The sequence below is a fragment of the Devosia sp. A449 genome (assembly GCF_054489375.1).
In genome coordinates this window covers 1035800-1053351 of record NZ_JBTMWU010000001.1, presented here as the reverse complement: position 1 = coordinate 1053351, position 17552 = coordinate 1035800, and the positions used below count along the sequence as shown (strand labels likewise).

Genomic DNA, 17552 nt, shown 5'->3' with positions numbered 1-17552 from the left:
CACCCTTGATCCCTCCCCACAAGGGGGAGGGAGACGATGAACACCAGCCTCGCAACCTGCGCCTCCCTCCCCTCGATGGGGAGGGATTGAGGGTGGGGTGGGGCCACGCACACCGGCTTAGTCAGGCGTACGGCGCTCCGGGTTAGCTACAGGCCGATATAGTTGGGACCGGCGCCGCCTTCGGGGGGGACCCAGGTGATGTTCTGGGCCGGGTCCTTGATGTCGCAGGTTTTGCAGTGGACGCAATTGGCGGCGTTGATGCGGAATTGGGGTTGGCCGTCCACCTCGACGATCTCATAGACGCCGGCCGGACAGTAAAGCTGGGCCGGCTCGTCGTAGAGCGGCAGATTATAGGCCACTGGCACGGCTGGATCGGTCAGCTTGAGATGGACCGGCTGGTCTTCGTCATGGCCGATATTGGCGAGATAGACCGAGGACAGGCGATCAAAGGTGACGGTGCCATCGGGCTTGGGATAGGCGATGGGAGAAAAATCCTTGGCCGGGCGCAGATAGGCGTAATCGGGCTTGGGGTGGCGCAGGGTGCCGAAGGGCGAAAAGCGCAATAGAGTCTGGCACCAGAGATCGATGCCGGTCAGCAGCATGCCCAGCATGGTGCCGAATTTGCTCAGCAACGGCTTGGCATTGCGCACCAGATGCAGGTCACGCTCAATGGCGCCATCCGTCACCTTGCGCTTGGCGTCGGCGATCAGATCGTTGCTGCGGCCGGCCTGCAATGCGGCGAACACTTCTTCGGCCATGGCAATGGCGGAGAGGATGGCGGTGTGGCTGCCCTTGATGCGGGGCACATTCATGAAGCCGGCGGCGCAGCCGACCAACGCGCCACCGGGAAAGGCCAGTTCGGGGATCGACTGCCAGCCGCCCGAGGTGACGGCGCGGGCGCCATAGGCGATGCGCTTGCCGCCAGCCAGCAGCGGCTTGATATGGGGATGAGTCTTCCAGCGCTGCATTTCCTCGAAGGGGGAGAGGCGCGGATTTTCGTAGTTGAGATGGGTGATGAAGCCCAAAAACAGCTGATTGTCGGCGGCATGATAGATGAAGCCGCCGCCGCCGGTGCGGTCATCGAGCGGCCAGCCCAGAGTGTGTTCGGTGTGGCCCTCGCGGTGCAAAGCCGGGTCGATTTCCCAGACTTCCTTGATGCCGAGGCCATAATGCTGCGGGTCGCTATCGGCGCTGAGTTTGAATTGCGCGATGAGCTGCTTGGCCAGCGAGCCATGCGCGCCTTCGGCGATCAGCGTGTAGCGGGCGTGCAGTTCCATGCCGGGGGTGTAGCTGGGTTTAGGCTGGCCATCCTTGCCGACGCCCTGATCGCCGGTGGCGACACCCTTGACCGAGCCGTCCTCACTATAGAGCAGCTCGGTGGCGGCAAAGCCGGGGAAAATGTCGATGCCCATGGCTTCGGCCTGCTCGCCGAGCCAGGCAGTGACGGCGCCGAGGCTGGCAATGTAGCAGCCATGATTGGACAGGACCGGCGGCAGCAGGAATTGCGGGATGCCGAAGCTGGCGGTCTTGCCCAGGAGGGTAAAGCGGTCGCTGGTGACCGGGGTCTTGAGCGGCGCGCCGCGCGCCTGCCAATCGGGGAACAGGGTGGCCAGACCGATGGGGTCGATGACGGCGCCGGACAGCACATGGGCGCCGATGGCGGCGGCTTTTTCCAGCACGACGATGGACAATTCGGTCTGGCTGGCCATGGCCAATTGCTTGAGCCGGATGGCGGCGGAGAGGCCCGCGACACCGCCGCCGACGACCACCACATCAACATCCATGCTTTCGCGCTCGGTCATCGGGGTATGTTTCCTGTTTTTTATGCGCGCCACGGCGGACGATGGTGAAGCTCAGCGGGGTAGTTGTACCCGGATTCCCCTACCCCCGTCATTGCCGGGCTTGTCCCGGCAATCCAGCTTTGCCTCCGCACCTGCTGGACCACCCGGACAAGCCGGGTGGTGACGGTGGGGAGAGTTTCGGGATGGCATCGGGAGCCGGGATGACATCGCGGATGGGGATGACGTTAGCTCTAGAGCTTTTCGGTCAGTTCGGGAATGGCGGTGAAAATGTCGGCGACGAGGCCGTAATCGGCGAGCTGGAAGATCGGGGCGTCGGCGTCCTTGTTGATGGCGACGATTACCTTGCTGTCCTTCATGCCGGCCAGATGCTGGATGGCGCCGGAAATGCCCAGCGCGAGGTAAAGCTCGGGGGCGACCACCTTGCCGGTCTGGCCGACCTGGCAGTCATTGGCGACATAACCGGCGTCGACGGCGGCGCGCGAGGCGCCGATGGCCGCGTTGAGCTTGTCGGCCAGCGGCAGGATCAGCCGGTCGAACTCGGCCTTGGAGCCGAGTGCGCGGCCGCCGGAGACGACGACGCGGGCTGCGCCCAGCTCGGGGCGGTCATTTTTGACCTGCTCGTGGCTGACAAAGCGCGAGCCGCCGGCGCTGGCGACGGTGGGGACAGCTTCGAGGCTCGCCGTGCCGCCGGAGGGGGCTGGGTCGAAGGCGCTGGTGCGGACGGTGATGACGGTTTTGCTATCGAGCACCTGGATCGTCTCGATGGCGTTGCCGGCATAGATCGGGCGCTTGAAAATGTCGGGGGCGGCCACTTCGATGATTTCGGAGACCTGCATCACGTCGAGCAAAGCGGCGACGCGGGGCATGGTGTTTTTGGCGGTGGAGCCGGCGGAACCCATGATCACGTCGTAGGACTGGCCAAGGGTGGTGATCAGGCTGGCGAGGGGTTCGGCCAGCTGGTGCTCGTAGCTGGCGTGATCGGCGACCAGCACCTTGGCGACGCCGGTGATGGCTGCGGCCTGCTGGGCTATGGCGGCGCAGTTGAGGCCGGCGACCAGCAGGTGAATGTCGCCGCCGATCTGGCTGGCGGCGGTGATGATGCGGGCGGTGGCTTCGCCGAGATGACCATTGGCGTGGTCGGCAACAACAAGAATGCGCATCATCGGCTCCTACAGCACTTTGGCTTCGGTTTTGAGCCGGGTGATCAGCTCGTCGACGCTGGCGACCATGATTCCGGCCTGCCGCGTCGGCGGGGCGGCGACGTTGAGCACCTTGTGGCGCGGGGTGATGTCGACGCCGAGTTCGGCCAGCTCGATTTCCTCGAACGGCTTCTTCTTGGCCTTCATGATATTGGGCAGCGAGGCGTAGCGCGGCTCGTTGAGGCGCAGATCGGTGGTGACGATGGCCGGCAGGTCGATGCTGATGGTTTCGAGCCCGCCATCGACTTCGCGGGTGACGGTGGCGGTCTGGCCCTCGATGGTCAGCGCTGAGGCGAAGGTGGCTTGTGGGCGATCCAGCAGCGCCGCCAGCATCTGGCCGGTCTGGTTGCTGTCGTCATCGATGGACTGCTTGCCCAGAATGATCAGGTCGGGCTGTTCGCGCTCGGCGATGGCCTTGAGAATTTTGGCGACGGCGAGCGGCTCGATGCGGGCATCGGTCTTGACCAGAATGGCGCGGTCGGCGCCCATGGCCAGCGCGCTGCGCAGGGTGTCCTGGGCCTGGGCCGGGCCGATGGAGACGGCGACCACCTCAGTGGCGGTGCCGGCTTCGCGCAGACGGACGGCCGCTTCGACGGCAATCTCGTCAAACGGGTTCATGCTCATCTTGACGTTGCCAAGATCGGCGCCGGAACCGTCGCTTTTCACCCTGACCTTGACGTTGAAATCGAGGACCCGCTTGACGGCGACCATCAGTTTCACAGCGAACTCTCCCTGTTCGTCCGTTACGGTACCGGCGACGCGGCTCGCTTACAACGCGCAAGGTCGGCAAATTTCTGTATCTAACAGTCGATACAATTTCAAGGCCGGTGGCGGTAGCGGGGGATTTCGGCTAGTCCGAGCGGAGAGCGGCAGGGATGGGCTTGCCGCATGCCGTGTCACCCCAGGGGTGGCGCGACGCTTCCAAAGGCCTGTGCTGTTGACTCCTTTGCCTCTCGATCTCGTCATGCCCAATGTCCGGCGGCTGGTCTGCCCGATGAGCCAGTTTTTCTCGGTCAATGCCTGGATCATCGGCGCGCCGGGGCAGCAGGCGATTGTCGATAGCGGCATGCCCGATGCGGCGACGGCGGCGCTGTGGGCGCAGGCCGAGGCGGCGGGCGAGGTGGCTGGGGTCGAGGCGGTGGTCGGCACCCATATGCATCGCGACCATACCGGGCAGAGCGCGGCGCTGATGCAACGGCATGCCGCGCCGCTCTATATGACGGCGCAGGAGCATGCCCATCTCGTCGCCCAAAGCGCGGCGACCACCGCGCAGCGCCGGGAACGGCTGTGGGGATTTCTGCACCGGCTGGGGCCGGAGGCGGCGGCGGTGCAGGCAATCGAGCCCATCGACTACACCATGCTGGACCCGTTTCCCCAAGACTTCGTGGCGCTGACTGATGGGATGGAGCTGCGGCTGGGCGGCATGGACTGGCAGGTGTTGCTGGGGGGCGGGCATTCGAGCGAAGCGGCGGTGCTGATCGCAAAGGATCAGAGTTTGATGCTGGCCGGTGACCAGATATTGCCGGGCTCGGGGCCGCATATTACGGCCGGGCCGGCGGAGCAGGATGCCGATCTGCTGAGCGAATATTTCGCCTTTCTCGACCGGTTGAGCGCCCTGCCCGACAGCATGCTGGTGTTGCCGGGCCATGGCGTGCCGTTTTCCGGCATTGCCCGGCACGCCGTGGCGCTGCGGCAGGGCCATGACAAGCGGTTGGCGCGGCTGCTGGCCGGGTTCAGCGGCAGCTTGAGCTGCTTCGAGATGGCGCCGCTGGTGTTTTCGGCGCGCACCGTGGGGCGGTTTGGCGATTTGCTGCCCGGCATGACGCTGGCGCTGGCCAATCACCTCTGGCGGGAAGGGCAGTTGCGCCGTCATCTCGATGATGACGGCGTGTTCCGGTTCGAGCGGCGCTGAAGCTAGGCCAGTTCGGCGTTGCGAATGCAGGCCGACTTGTGACCGACGCCGACCTCTTCGAGCGGCGGCACCACTGCGGCGCAGGCCTCGATAGCCATGGGACAGCGGGTGCGGAAGACGCAGCCGGAGGGCGGATTGGCGGGGCTCGGAATATCGCCGGTCAGTACCTGACGCGCGCTGGAGCGACCGGGCACCGGCTCGGGAATGGCTGATAGCAAGGCGCGGGTATAGGGATGGCGCGGGTTGGCATAAAGCGTCTCGGAGGGCGCGATTTCCATGATGCGCCCGAGATAGAGCACGATCACCGTGTCACAGATATATTCGACCACCGCCAGATCATGCGAGATGAACAGCATGGTCAGGCCAAGCCGCAATTGCAGGTCGCGCAGCAGGTTGATGATCTGGGCCTGAATGGAGACGTCGAGCGCCGACACCGGCTCATCGGCGACGATCAGTTCGGGCTCGAGCGCAAGAGCGCGGGCAATGCCGATGCGCTGGCGCTGGCCACCGGAAAATTCATGGGCATAGCGGTCAAAGGCGTCGATCGGCAGTTCCACCGCCGCCAGCACCGCCTTGGCGCGTTCGACCCGGGCTTCGCGCGGCTTGATGCCCTGGATTTCGAGGCCTTCCATCAGGATCTGGCCGATGGTCATGCGCGGCGAGAGCGAGGCGAAGGGGTCCTGGAAAATATACTGCATGCGCGCCCGCTGCCGGCGCAATTCGCGCGATGACAGGCTGGTCATTTCGACGCCATCGAAGCGGACGCTGCCCGAAGTAGGCTCGATCAGGCGGAGCACCGAGCGGCCAATAGTGGTCTTGCCGCTGCCGGATTCGCCGACGAGGCCGACGACCTTGCCACGCGGCACATCGAAGGACACATCCTCGAGCGCCCGCACCACGGGCCCTCGCGAAAAGGTGGCCGGCTTGAAATGCTTGGTCAGCCCGGTGACGGACAGAAACGGTTGCTCGCTCATGCTCAAAGCTCCTTCCAGCGGATGCAGCGGCTCAACTGGCCGTTGCCGGTATCGGCCAAGGGCGGCACCGCCACGGCGCAGGCGTCAATCGCATAGGGACAGCGGGGCGCGAAGGAGCACCCCGGCGGAAGATTGGCGAGGCTGGGCACCGCGCCGGCAATGGTGGGCAGCGGCGTACCGGCGCGCTTGAGCGCGGTCGCCTCGCCCAGCCGGGGCACCGAGCGCAACAGCCCCTTGGTATAGGGATGGCGCGGATGGGCGAAAACCTCGGCGACAGTGCCGGTTTCGACGATGCGGCCGGCATACATCACCGCGACGCGGTCGGCGATTTCGGCGACGACGCCCAGATTATGGGTGACGAACAGCATGGCCATGCCGCGCTCGGCCTGCAGCTTGGCCAGCAGTTCGAGAATTTGCGCCTGAATGGTCACGTCGAGCGCCGTGGTCGGCTCGTCGGCAATCAGCAGGGCCGGATCGCAGGCCAGCGCCATGGCGATGGTGGCGCGCTGGCGCATGCCGCCCGACAATTCATGCGGGAATTGGGTGGCACGGCGGGCCGGGTCGGGAATGCCGACATCCGCCAGCAGCCGCACCGCCTCCTCGGCTGCCTGCTTGTGCGAGTGGCCGAGATGGATGCGGATCGGCTCGGCGATCTGTTCGCCGATGGTATAGACCGGGTTGAGGCTGGTCATGGGTTCCTGGAACACCATGGCGATGTCATTGCCGCGGATACGGCGCAGGCTTTCCGCATCGAGCTGGGCGAGATCCCTGACCTCGCCCGACTTGCCGCGAAACGCGATCTGGCCGTTGGCCACCCGTCCCACCTTTTTGGGCAACAGGCCCATGATGGAGAGACTGGTGACCGATTTGCCCGAACCCGATTCACCCACCAAGGCGACGGTCTCGCCCGGCGCGATGGTCAGGGTGAGATCCTGCACGGCGGCGATTTCACGGCCGCCGATGCGGAACACCGTGCGCAGATCGCTGATGTCGAGGATGGGTTCGGGCGTCATGGCTTAGCCCATCAGGCCCGCAGCGCGGACCAGCTCGACGATCTTGGACGTTTCAGCGGCATCGAGACGACGCTGCGGACGGGCCATGATGTTGGTTTCGATAATGCCAAGCTGCTGCATGGCGGTCTTGAACGAGCCGACGCCAGCCGAGCCGGCGCTGACGCGCGGCAGCGCGACCCAGACCATTTCAAACAGGCGGCAGAGGCGTTCCTGCTCCTTGCGGGCAGCGTCCCAATTGCCGGCCTTGGCGTGGTTCCACAGGCGCACATAGCCATGCGGATCGACATTGGCGAGGCCGGGAACGACGCCGTGGGCACCCATCTGCAGGGCGTTGTCGACGACGATTTCCGAGCCGGTCATCAGGAAGAAATCCGGCAGGTCGGCGAGGTCGAGCAGGCAGAAGCGGAAATTGCCGTCATCGCCGCTGGAGTCCTTGAGGCCGGCAATGACGCCTTCGCGGGCCAGGGTCACAGTGGTCTTGCGTTCGAGCTTGATGTTGACGCACACCGGGATGTCATAGGCGATCACCGGGACATCGATGGCGTCGCGGACATAGCGGAAGTGGTCGGCCACTTCGGGCTGGCTGGTGCGGGCATAGAAGGGGGCGGTCACCACCACGGCGTCGACGCCCAGCTCCTGGGCGGCCTTGGCGTGGCCGATGGTGCGGTCAGTGGTCGGATCGATGGTGCCGGCGAGCACCGGCACGCGGCCATTGGCGATCTTGATGGTGTGCTCGATGATCTTGCGACGGGTCGCATCGTCATGGAACACCACTTCGCCGCTGGAGCCGAGCACGAACAGGCCGTGCACGCCGCCATCGACCAGATTTTCGACGACGCGGGTCAGCGAGACGTAGTCGACTTCATAATTTTCGGTCAGCGGAGTGACGACGGGAGGAACGACGCCGTGAAAGGTAGTCATAGTTGTACCCTGTGAGGTTCTAGATCAGTTGAGGTCGGATCGTGGGTCAAAGGCATCGCGCAGCCCGTCACCCAGGAAGTTGATTGCCAGCACGGTCAGCACCAGCGCGCCGCCGGGGAACATCCACTGCCAGACATATTGTTCGAGCACGATGGTGGAGCGGGCGGCGTTGAGCATGTTGCCCCAGCTCGCCTCGGGCGGGGCAATGCCCAGGCCGAGGAAGGAGAGGCCGGCTTCGAGCAGGATGGCATTGGCGATCTGGAGGGTCGCATAGACCACCAGAATGTCGATGCTGTTGGGCAGGCCGTGACGGAACAGCAGATGCGGCATCGAGGCGCCCATGCCGCGCGCGGCGACGACGAAGTCACGCTCGCGCAGCTCCATCAGACGAGCCCGCACCATGCGCGACAGCACCGGCCAGGACAGCAGCGAGATGACGAGGATAGTCGGCAGCACGCCGGTGCCGGCGATGGAGGCCAGGACCAGGAGGAAAATCACCGGCGGCAGCGTCATCGCCAGATCGACGAGGCGCATCACGCCATTATCGACCAGCCGGCCGCCAAAGCTGGCAATGGCGCCAACGAGGAAGCCGATGACGATGGAGATGGCGACCGAAACAATGGCCACGGTCAGCGAAATGCGACCGCCCTGCAGCAGGCGGGCCAACACATCACGGCCCACGCCGTCGGTGCCGAACCAGTGGACCGGACCGGGGCCCTGATTGAGGGCGCGCAGATCAATATCGTTGGGGGCATAGGGCCACCACAGCGGATAGCTGACCACCGCGACGAGGATCGGCAGCAGAATGAGCAGGCCGGCCAGCGCGGCGCCGTTGGAGCGGAAGCGGTCCCAGGCGCGGGCCCAGGGGCCTTTGCTGGTCGAACGCGGCGCTGTCGGGGCGGTTGATGTTGAAACGCTCATGTCAGCCCACCTGGATGCGCGGATCGACCGCGGCGTAAGTGATGTCGGTCAACAGGTTCACCACGATGACGCAGGCGCCGATGACCAGGGTTGCACCCATGATGACGGGGTAGTCGCGGGTCTCCACCGCATTGACCAGCAGCAGGCCCATGCCCGGCCAGTTGAACACGCTCTCGATAAAGATGGCGCCGCCGATGGCGATGCCGATGGTCGAGCCGATCAGGGTAACGACGGGCAGCAGCGCATTGCGCACCGCATGCTTGACGATGACGAAGAACTCGCGGACGCCCTTGGCGCGGGCGGTGCGGACATAGTCCTGATTGAGCACCTCGAGCAGCGAGGCGCGCATATAGCGCATGATCAGCGCCGCATGGCCGATAGACAGCAGGCAGGCCGGCAGGATGAGGTGGGACACCAGATCGCCGATGGAGAAATTCGCCCCCGGCGTCAGCATGCCGCCCGAGGGCGCCCAGCGCAGTTGCACCGAGAAGAAATAGAGGCCGAGCAGCGCCGTGAGAAAAGCGGGGCTGGAAATGCCGACAAAGGCCACGACGGAAAAGCCGATATCGGTGGGCGAATTGCGGCGGACGGCGCTGATGATGCCAGCGCCGACGCCGACAGTAATTGCGATCAGCAGACCGGCGGCCATCAGCAGCAAGGTCGGACCGATGCGTTCCAGCACCAAAGGCAGCACCTGCACGCCGATGCGCTGGGTGGAAAAGCCAAGATCGCCGGTGACAGCCTCGCGCAGCCAGCCGAAATATTGCACCGGCAGGGGTGCATCGAGGCCGAGACGGTCACGCAGCGCCTGGATGGCGTCGGGCGAGAGCGGCGACTGCGGATTGATATAGGCGTCGATGGGATCGCCTGGCGCCAGGCGCAGCAGGATGAATACCAGCACGCTCAGCGCAACAAGCATTACGAGGCCGATGGCCAAGCGCCTGGCTATGAAAATGGTCATATCGTCACCGCTGGGTTGAGGCAGGTGGCGCAGCCAGAGCTGCGCCACCTGTGGGGCAAGGTCGGGAGGGAGCCTTGCCTTATTCGGACTTGGTCCACTTTTCCGGATGCGACGCGAAGGGGCCACCCGCCGGAGCCGGGGTCCAGACGAAGTCCACCAGATCGTTGGAGGCGACGCCATAACGGTTCGCCACCCACATGGTCGCCCAGGGCAGTTCGGCGTTCATCACGCGGCAGACATCCTGCCAGCGGGCATCGGACTGGGCCGGATCGGTTTCGCCGAGGGCCGTGTCGAAGGCGGCGCTCAGCGTCGGGCTCTCGACGCGCATGATGTTGGCGCCGTTCGGCGGCAGTTGCGACTGGTTGAGACCGACATTGATGCCGGCGGGGTTCGGACCGTTCTGCAGGCCGGCATAGACCAGCGCGAACTCGTTCCAGTCCGGGTTGTTTTCCTTGTAGACGATGCCGTTATAGGTCGGCGTATCGACGACGCGCGGCACCACGTTGATGCCGACCTGGGCCAGCATCGCCTGGGACGCGGCCATGACGTTGGCGGCCAGCGGCGTGTTGTAATAGGTCAGCCAGGTGATCGGCTTGTCGCCATTGGTCTCGGCCCAGCCAGCCTCGGCCAGCAGCGCCTTGGCCTTTTCCGGGTCATAGGCATAGGGGTCGATATCGGCCGGCACCAGATGGTCGGCGACGTAGCCGCAATTGGCGGCCTCGGCGGCACCACCATAGAGGCTGTCGATGATGGCCTCGCGGTCGATGGCATGCATGAAGGCCTGACGCACGCGCACGTCATCCCACAGCGGCACCTTGTGGTTGAAGCCGACATAGTTGACGACGAAGGAGGCGCCTTCGATCACCGTGTAATCGGCACTGCCGGCGAAGGTCTTGGCGTCATCGGGCTCGACATAGGTGAAGTCGATCTCGCCAGCGCGCAGGGCCGACACGGCGGCAGCCGAATTGTCGAAATAGCGGTTGATGAGACGGTCGGTCAGCGGGCGACCGAGGCGGTAATCCTCGTCGGCGGCCAGCTCGACATACTGGTCGGTGACATATTTGGTGAATTTGAACGGGCCGGTGCCGATGGGCGTGGTGGCCCACCAGGTGCTGGTGGCGATGGCTTCGGGGGCAATGCCGGAGAGGGCATGCTCGGGCAGGATCATCACCTGGGCGAGCACCGAAAGCAGGCCGGTGTCTGGTGCGCTGAGCTTGAGCACGACGGTGCGGTCATCGGGCGTCTCGACCGCGTCGATCTTGCCGAGGCGGGCGGCGAAGACGCTGCCAGCAGCGGCATTCTTGGCCAGTTCGAGGGTGAACTTGACGTCGGCCGAGGTGAAGGCCTCGCCGTCATGCCAGGTTTCCTCGGCCAGCTTGAAGGTCACTTCCGTCTGATCTTCGCTGAGCGACCACTCGCTGGCGAGGGCGCCTTCGAGCTGGGTCAGCTCGGCATTATAGATGACCAGGGGTTCGTAATAGACACTGAGCCAGGTCAGGCCACTCGTCGCGGCGAGCGGATTGAAATTGCCCTGGAAACCGCCCGGACCGACGTCGAAACCGCCGGTGATGGTGCTGGGGTCCTGCGCCATGGCCGGCAGGGTCAGCGCGGTGGCGCCAAGTAGTGCCGCGATAGCAAAAGAACGCGTAAAGGCTTTCAGTGTCATGGGTATCCTCCCCGTTACGTCTTCAAAGTCTGCTTGTTGTTCTCGATGACCTGCATGATGCCCTGGTAATGTTCGTCCAGGCGCGTGCGGGCCTTCTCGACATCGCGGGCGACAATCGCCTCGACGATTTCGTGGTGATCGCGCCAGGTCGATAGCGGATCAGAATTGGTCAGATTGGCGAAATCGGACGCCTTGTAGAAAGCGCGCCAGAACACTTCGATCAGCCCGGTGAGCATGCGGTTGTTCTGGCAGCGGAACAGCAATTCGTGGAACTGCTGATCCTCCTCGGCGAAGTTCTCGTTGCGCTCGGCGCGCTGGCGCATGCGCTGCGTCACCGCCTGCAGTTCGGCGATATCTTCGGGCGGGATCATGTCGATGGTCTTGCCGATCAGTCCGGTTTCGAGCACGCGGCGAATTTCGCGCAGTTCCTCGATATCGCGCAGGCTACCACCCAGCCCGTAGGCCAGATTGTCGAGCAGCGGCTGGAAGGAAAATTCCTTGACGAAGACGCCGATACCCCGGCGGGTCTCCAGGATGCCGATGGATTCGAGCGCCTTGATCGCCTCGCGGACCGAGTTGCGACCGACGCCGAGCTGCTGGGCGAGGAAGGTTTCGGGCGGCAGCGCATCGCCGGCCTGCAGGTCATTGGCCTCGACATAGTCGCGCAGACTCTCCTGCACGGTGACGTGCAGCAAAGGAGGCCTGTTCAGCGGCTTTATCGATTTTTTGACACTCATTCCGGGTCTCCTGCTGTGAGGTATTCGGTCGAGCCTTAACACCCTTCAGCCGTCCTGGCGACTTGTCCTATAGCAACTTGTAGGATATCCCGCAAGCTCCTTGTTGGCTTTACCGCTATGTGATATTGACTTATGGGATATCCCATCATTTTATCCACAGGCCGCGGCGGAGGTTTTGCGGCGAGGAGGACGAGAATGACGGCATTACGCACCCTGACATGCGCCCTGGTTCTGACCACGGCATTCGGAGGAACACAGGCAATGGCGCAGCAGTGGCCCGACCTTCCGGTCGGCATCAAAAGCGGGGTTTCGGCCCAGATCGGCGACACCATCCTGGTGGGATTGGGCAGCGCCGGTCAGGCGCTTTACGGACTCGACCTCAACAATATCGCCGCCGGCTGGACCGAGCGGGCCGACTTCATCGGCAGCCCGACCAGCGGCGCAGCGTCGGTGGCGACCGGCGGCAAGCTTTATATCTTCGGTGGCAATGGCAAGGCGACGCCCGACGCCATCTCGCCGATCATCTACGACACTGCCTATGTCTATGACCCCGCAGCCGACAGCTGGAGCAAACTGGACACGGTGACCCCGGCCGGGCTGTCCGGCGCCCGCGCCATGGCCACCAGCGATGGCCGCATCGTGGTGGCCGGCGGTTATAACAAGACGCTGTTCGACGCCTATCTGCATGATGTCGCCACCACCGACAGCAAGGCCGAGCCCGAGAAATATGCCGCGCTGGTGCAGGGCTATATGGCGCAGCCACCCGAATTCTATCAGTGGAACGACACGCTGCTGAGCTATGACCCGGCCAGCAATAGCTGGGGCGAGCTGGGGGAGAACCCGTTCCTGCCCAATTGCGACGCGGCTTTCGTCGATCTGGGCAATGACCGCTTCCTGTTGCTCAATGGCGAGATCAAGCCGGGGCTGCGCACCGACGAGGTCAAGACCATCACCCTCGCCAATGGAGCAGCGACCTGGGAGGCGCAGGCCAGCCTGCCGGCGCCAAGCTCGGCGGCGGTGCAGGAGGGCGTGGCCGGCGCCTATGCCGGCAAGATCGGCGACGTTGTGCTGCTGACCGGTGGCGCCAATTTTCCCGGCGCCCGCGACAACAGCCAGGCCGGCAAATGGTTTGCCCATGAAGGCCTGACCAAGACCTGGCGCGACGAAGTCTATGCGCTGGTTGACGGCGCCTGGAGCCAGGTGGGCGCCCTGCCCGAAGCCATGGGTTATGGCGCCAGCTTCTCGCTGCCCGAAGGCGTGTTGCTGGTGGGCGGCGAAGACGGCACCGGCGCGCCGCGCGCCGATGTACGACTGATGCGCTGGGATGGCGCGAGTGTCGGTTTCGACGAATAATTCGACAGCTGGGGCGGCGCCTCGTGCCGCCCCTTCACTACGGATAGTTTCGCATGAACATTGCCCTTCTCGGTGTTAGCCACTGGCACGCTGCCATGCATGCCGACGCGGTTCGCCACGCCGGTGCCCGCATCTCTCAGCTCTGGGACTGGGATCTGGCCTGCGCGCAACGCTTTTCGGACGAAAATGAACAGGCGCCGGTGGCGTCGCTCGACGCGATTATCGACGCGCGCCCCGACCTGGCGGTGGTGATGGGACATCCGGCGCAGGTGCCGGCCCTCGCCGCCCGCCTGCTCGCGGCCGAGATTCCCATGGTGCTGGAAAAGCCGGCCGCCTCCGACAGCGCGACGCTGAACGCCCTGGCGGAAATGGCCCAGCGGCACAGCGCCTTTGTTGCCGTGCCACTGGCCAACCGCTTCAGCCCGGCCATGCAGGGGCTGGAAGGCGCTGCCGTGGCGCATGCCCATTTCCGCATCGTCAACGGTCCGCCACAGCGCTATCGCGATGACGGGGTGGGCTGGGTGCTCGATCCGGCGATTGGCGGCGGCGGGGCGCTGCGCAATCTGGGCATTCACGGCATCGACTGCGCACTCAGCCTGGCGCGCGGCAGATTGCGGATTGTCTCGGCGACACTGGCCAAGCGGCTGCATGACGAAGAGGCGGTGGAGGACCATAGCCATGTGGTGCTGGCTGACGAGGCCGGGGCGCTGTTCACCGTCGAGGCCGGCTATACGGTGCCGGACCTGGCGCCCGGCGGCGACTTTGAATGGCGCACCGCCACCGCCACGCGCTATTGCATCGACCATGGCAGCCGGGTGATCAATTTTGCGCCCGGCGCCAATGGTCCCTATGCCTTGCCGCCGCTGCTGCCATCATTGCGCTATCGCGCCTTCATGGCCGACACGCTGGCGCGGCTGCGCGACGGGCGGTCGCCACTGGTGACGCTCGACGACTATGTGGGCGCCATGCGCCTGATCGATGATATTTACGCGGTGGCACGATCATGATCGGCGTTGGAATTATTGGCGCCGGGCATTTCGGCGCGGTGCATGCCAAGGCGCTGGCGGGGGTGAGCGGGGCCCGGCTGGTTGCCGCCTGCCGCAATGACGCGACCGGGATCGCCAGCTTCACCCAGGCGCATGGCGGAACGCCTTATACCGACTGGCGGGCTTTGCTCGATGATGGCGCGGTCGACGCGGTGGTGATCGCCACGCCGCATGATCTGCATCGCGACATTGCCATCGCCGCGCTCGACGCCGGCAAGCATGTGCTGCTGGAAAAGCCGATGGCGGTCTCGCTGGAGGATTGCGACGCCATCGCTGCGGCCGCGGGTCGCTCATCGGGCAGTCTGATGATCGGCCATGTGCCGCGCTTCTTTCTGCCGATGCTGGCGGCCAGCGATTTTCTGGCCAGTGGCACGCTGGGCCGCCCGATCACCGGCACCAGCGCTTTCATCAAGCTGTGGATGGAGGGCAATCGACAGCCATGGCATCTGGAGCGGGAAACCGGCGGCGGCATGCTGATGACGGCCGGCATCCATGCGCTGGACCGGCTGGTGTTTCTGATGGGCGGCCGGGTGTCCGGCGTCAGCGCGCTGATGTCGGCGGCGTTTCACCAGCAGCATGCCGACGACACAGCCTTCATCAATCTGCGCTTTGCCGATGGGCGGTTCGGACAGGTGAGCAGCATTGGCTATGCCGATGGCGCGATGACTTCGGCGCTGCAACTGGTCTGCGAGGGCGGCACGCTGGCGGTTGATCTGGACGGGCGGCTGCGCGCAGGCGAGAACGGGACCTGGCGCGACCTGCCCTGCCCCGAGGCCGACCCGATGAACGGGGCCGTGCGCCGCGAATGGCAGGCGTTTATCGACGCGATAAAGGCGGGCGGCCCTTCGCCCGTTGATGCAGCTTATGGGCGGCATCTCGTCGCCATCATTGCGGCCGCCCAGCTTTCGAGCCAGGAGCGCCGGGAAATTACCGTGGAGCCAAGCCAGCCATGACCTCTTCCATATTGCAGCGCCTTGAAGGCGGCCTGATCGTTTCGTGCCAGCCGGTCGATGACGGTCCGCTTGATACTATCCCGTCCATCGTGGCTTTCGCGCTGGCGGCCCGCGACGGTGGGGCGCGCGCGCTGCGCATCGAAGGCGCGGAGAATGTCGCGGCCGTGGTGGCGGTGTGCGACCTGCCGGTGGTTGGCATCATCAAGCGCGACCTCGATGACTCGCCGGTGCGGATCAGCCCGTTCCTGCATGATGTCGAAGCGCTGGCCGATGCCGGCGCGCAGATCATTGCCGTTGACGCCACCGACAGGCCCCGCCCGGTGCCGGTGGCGGCGTTGCTGGCGGCCATCAAGGCGCGCGGCCGGCTGGCGATGGCGGACCTCTCCAACATCGCCGAAGCCAGGCAGGCCAAGGCGATGGGCTTCGATATTCTGGGCACCACCATGTCCGGCTATACCGGCGGGCCGATCCCCGCTGGTCCCGATCTCGATTTCGTCAGCGCCTGCCGGGCGCTGGGCGGTACGGTGGTCGCCGAAGGCCGCTACAATGCGCCCGACACCGCCGCTGCCGGCATGCGGGCCGGGGCCAGCGCTGTTTGCGTCGGCTCCGCCATCACCCGCACCGAGCATGTGACCAACTGGTTCCGCGATGCCGTGGAAGGCGCGCGCGCCAGCCTTGATGACACCGTGCTCGCCCTCGATATCGGCGGGACCAAGGCCCTGGCGGCGCTGGTTCGGGGAGCCGAGATTCTCGAACAACGCGTGTTGCCGACGCCGCAGGCCGTGGCCAGCCCAGCCTGGTTCGACGCCATCGCCAGCCTGACCGATGGTTGGGAAGGACGTTTCACCCGCGCCGGGGCCGCTGTCACCGGCCTGGTGCATGAGGGGCATTGGTCGGCGCTCAATCCGCAGACGCTCGACATCCCGGCCGGCACGCCGCTGGTGGCTGAATTGCAGGCGCGGCTGCGTTGCCCGGTGATCGCCCGCAATGATGCGCAGGCCGCCGCCTGGGGCGAATATCGCCATGGCGCTGGTAAGGGCCGCGATCTGGCGTTTGTCACCGTGTCGTCGGGAATTGGCGGCGGGCTGGTGTTGGGCGGCAGGCTGATCGAGGGCGCGCGGGGTTTGACCGGCAGTCTGGGACAGGTGCAGGGCGCGACCGGCGGCGCGCGGCTGGAAGAGCAGGCCTCAGGCTTTGCGCTGGCCGCCAGCGCAGAGGCATCTGGCATGGCCGGTGATACCCGCGCGTTGTTTGCCGCCGGTGCGGCGGGCGATGGGACGGCGCGGCAGCTGATCGCGGCGGCGGCGCAGCGCGTGGCCCATAGTCTGGTGGATTTGCAGCGACTGGTTGACCCCGAAATCGTGGTGCTGGGCGGCGGCATTGGCCTGCTGCCGGAATTCCGCGCCGCCATCGATGCGGCGCTGGAGCAGATTGCCCCGGTGCTGCGGCCGCAGATCGTCGCGGCGCAGCTGGGGGCCAATGCCGGCATTGTCGGGATCGCCGATCTGGCTGGTGGTGCCCGCTAGATTGGCAGGTCGGTGGTCAGTTTGACCGTCTTGAGTGAGAAGCTGGAGTTGACCGTCGACACGCCGGGCAGATGCAGGATGATCTTCTTGAGGAACTGCTCGTAGTCCTCGATGCTCTGCGCCACGACGCGCAGCAGATAATCGCTCTCGCCGCTCATCGAGAAGCACTCGACAATCTGCGGGTGCTTGCTGACGGCGTTTTCAAACGCCTCCAGCGTTTCCTCGTCCTGACGGGCAAAATGCAGCTGGGCGATGACGTTGACGCCCAGACCCACCGCCTTGGGATCAAGCAGCAGCGCGCGCTTGAGGATGACGCCGTCGGCCTCGAGCTTCTTGATCCGCCGCCAGCACGGCGTGTGGGACAGCCCGACCTTATCGGCTAAAGCCGCCATCGACAGGTCCGGCTCGGCCTGCAGGGCTCGCAAGATTTTCAGATCCATCGCGTCCATCAAAACTCCTCGTAACGGCGACGGCGGCTATTTGCATCGATCATCCTAAAATCTCCGGCAAAAAGCAATTATCCATCCTATCCAGCCCGCCAATGGCAATATGAAAGCAAGGAAACTCT

16 protein-coding genes are annotated in these 17552 nt (G+C 65.1%); 5 read left to right on the top strand and 11 right to left on the bottom strand.

The window, feature by feature from the left end; translation table 11 throughout:
- Positions 1-146: 146 nt before the first annotated feature.
- The 3 genes from ACX3OW_RS05060 to ACX3OW_RS05050 form a co-directional block, all read right to left on the bottom strand.
- Positions 147-1802, bottom strand: a complete 1656-nt coding sequence (locus tag ACX3OW_RS05060; RefSeq protein WP_459094633.1) for an electron transfer flavoprotein-ubiquinone oxidoreductase — start codon at positions 1800-1802, stop codon at positions 147-149.
- A 230-nt stretch (positions 1803-2032) separates the two neighbouring features.
- On the bottom strand, positions 2033-2962 hold the full coding sequence (locus ACX3OW_RS05055) for an electron transfer flavoprotein subunit alpha/FixB family protein (RefSeq protein ID WP_459094632.1): 930 nt from the start codon (positions 2960-2962) through the stop codon (positions 2033-2035).
- A gap of 9 nt (positions 2963-2971) precedes the next feature.
- Entirely contained in the window at positions 2972-3721 is a 750-nt protein-coding gene (locus tag ACX3OW_RS05050; RefSeq protein WP_459094631.1) for an electron transfer flavoprotein subunit beta/FixA family protein, read from the bottom strand.
- Positions 3722-3938: 217 nt separating this feature from the next.
- Between ACX3OW_RS05050 and ACX3OW_RS05045 the strand changes: the two genes are divergently transcribed.
- A complete protein-coding gene (locus ACX3OW_RS05045) occupies positions 3939-4913 on the top strand; it encodes an MBL fold metallo-hydrolase (RefSeq protein WP_459094630.1) in 975 nt (324 codons plus the stop codon).
- Positions 4914-4915: 2 nt separating this feature from the next.
- Here the strand turns inward: ACX3OW_RS05045 and ACX3OW_RS05040 are convergent, their stop codons facing one another.
- From ACX3OW_RS05040 to ACX3OW_RS05010, 7 genes are all read right to left on the bottom strand, one after another.
- Complete coding sequence (locus tag ACX3OW_RS05040; RefSeq protein WP_459094629.1) at positions 4916-5887, bottom strand: ABC transporter ATP-binding protein; 972 nt, start codon at positions 5885-5887, stop codon at positions 4916-4918.
- Between the two features lie 2 nt (positions 5888-5889).
- Positions 5890-6900: an ABC transporter ATP-binding protein gene (locus tag ACX3OW_RS05035; protein ID WP_459094628.1), complete on the bottom strand. Its 1011-nt coding sequence runs from the start codon at positions 6898-6900 to the stop codon at positions 5890-5892.
- Between the two features lie 3 nt (positions 6901-6903).
- Positions 6904-7821: a dihydrodipicolinate synthase family protein gene (locus ACX3OW_RS05030; protein WP_459094627.1), complete on the bottom strand. Its 918-nt coding sequence runs from the start codon at positions 7819-7821 to the stop codon at positions 6904-6906.
- Positions 7822-7845: 24 nt separating this feature from the next.
- Positions 7846-8742, bottom strand: coding sequence for an ABC transporter permease (locus ACX3OW_RS05025; protein WP_459094626.1), 897 nt, complete (start codon positions 8740-8742; stop codon positions 7846-7848).
- A 1-nt stretch (position 8743) separates the two neighbouring features.
- The gene (locus ACX3OW_RS05020; protein WP_459094625.1) at positions 8744-9703 is read right to left on the bottom strand and encodes an ABC transporter permease; all 960 of its coding nucleotides are present in this window, start codon (positions 9701-9703) and stop codon (positions 8744-8746) included.
- A gap of 79 nt (positions 9704-9782) precedes the next feature.
- Positions 9783-11369: an ABC transporter substrate-binding protein gene (locus ACX3OW_RS05015; protein ID WP_459094624.1), complete on the bottom strand. Its 1587-nt coding sequence runs from the start codon at positions 11367-11369 to the stop codon at positions 9783-9785.
- A 14-nt stretch (positions 11370-11383) separates the two neighbouring features.
- The gene (locus ACX3OW_RS05010) at positions 11384-12106 is read right to left on the bottom strand and encodes a FadR/GntR family transcriptional regulator (protein ID WP_459094623.1); all 723 of its coding nucleotides are present in this window, start codon (positions 12104-12106) and stop codon (positions 11384-11386) included.
- A gap of 132 nt (positions 12107-12238) precedes the next feature.
- On the opposite strand from ACX3OW_RS05010, the gene ACX3OW_RS05005 reads away from it, so the two are divergent.
- From ACX3OW_RS05005 to ACX3OW_RS04990, 4 genes are read left to right on the top strand one after another with little or no spacing between them, the layout of a single operon-like run.
- A complete protein-coding gene (locus tag ACX3OW_RS05005; protein ID WP_459094622.1) occupies positions 12239-13459 on the top strand; it encodes an N-acetylneuraminate epimerase in 1221 nt (406 codons plus the stop codon).
- Between the two features lie 53 nt (positions 13460-13512).
- Positions 13513-14466: a Gfo/Idh/MocA family protein gene (locus tag ACX3OW_RS05000; RefSeq protein ID WP_459094621.1), complete on the top strand. Its 954-nt coding sequence runs from the start codon at positions 13513-13515 to the stop codon at positions 14464-14466.
- Positions 14463-15458, top strand: a complete 996-nt coding sequence (locus ACX3OW_RS04995; RefSeq protein ID WP_459094620.1) for a Gfo/Idh/MocA family protein — start codon at positions 14463-14465, stop codon at positions 15456-15458. Before ACX3OW_RS05000 ends, ACX3OW_RS04995 begins: the two co-directional genes overlap by 4 nt.
- On the top strand, positions 15455-16984 hold the full coding sequence (locus ACX3OW_RS04990) for a putative N-acetylmannosamine-6-phosphate 2-epimerase (RefSeq protein ID WP_459094619.1): 1530 nt from the start codon (positions 15455-15457) through the stop codon (positions 16982-16984). The genes ACX3OW_RS04995 and ACX3OW_RS04990 overlap by 4 nt, the downstream gene beginning before the upstream one ends.
- Here ACX3OW_RS04990 and ACX3OW_RS04985 read toward each other — a convergent pair.
- Positions 16981-17433 (bottom strand): Lrp/AsnC family transcriptional regulator, encoded by a 453-nt coding sequence (locus ACX3OW_RS04985; RefSeq protein ID WP_459094618.1) that lies wholly within the window; start codon positions 17431-17433, stop codon positions 16981-16983. The genes ACX3OW_RS04990 and ACX3OW_RS04985 overlap by 4 nt on opposite strands.
- Between the last annotated feature and the right edge of the window lie 119 nt (positions 17434-17552).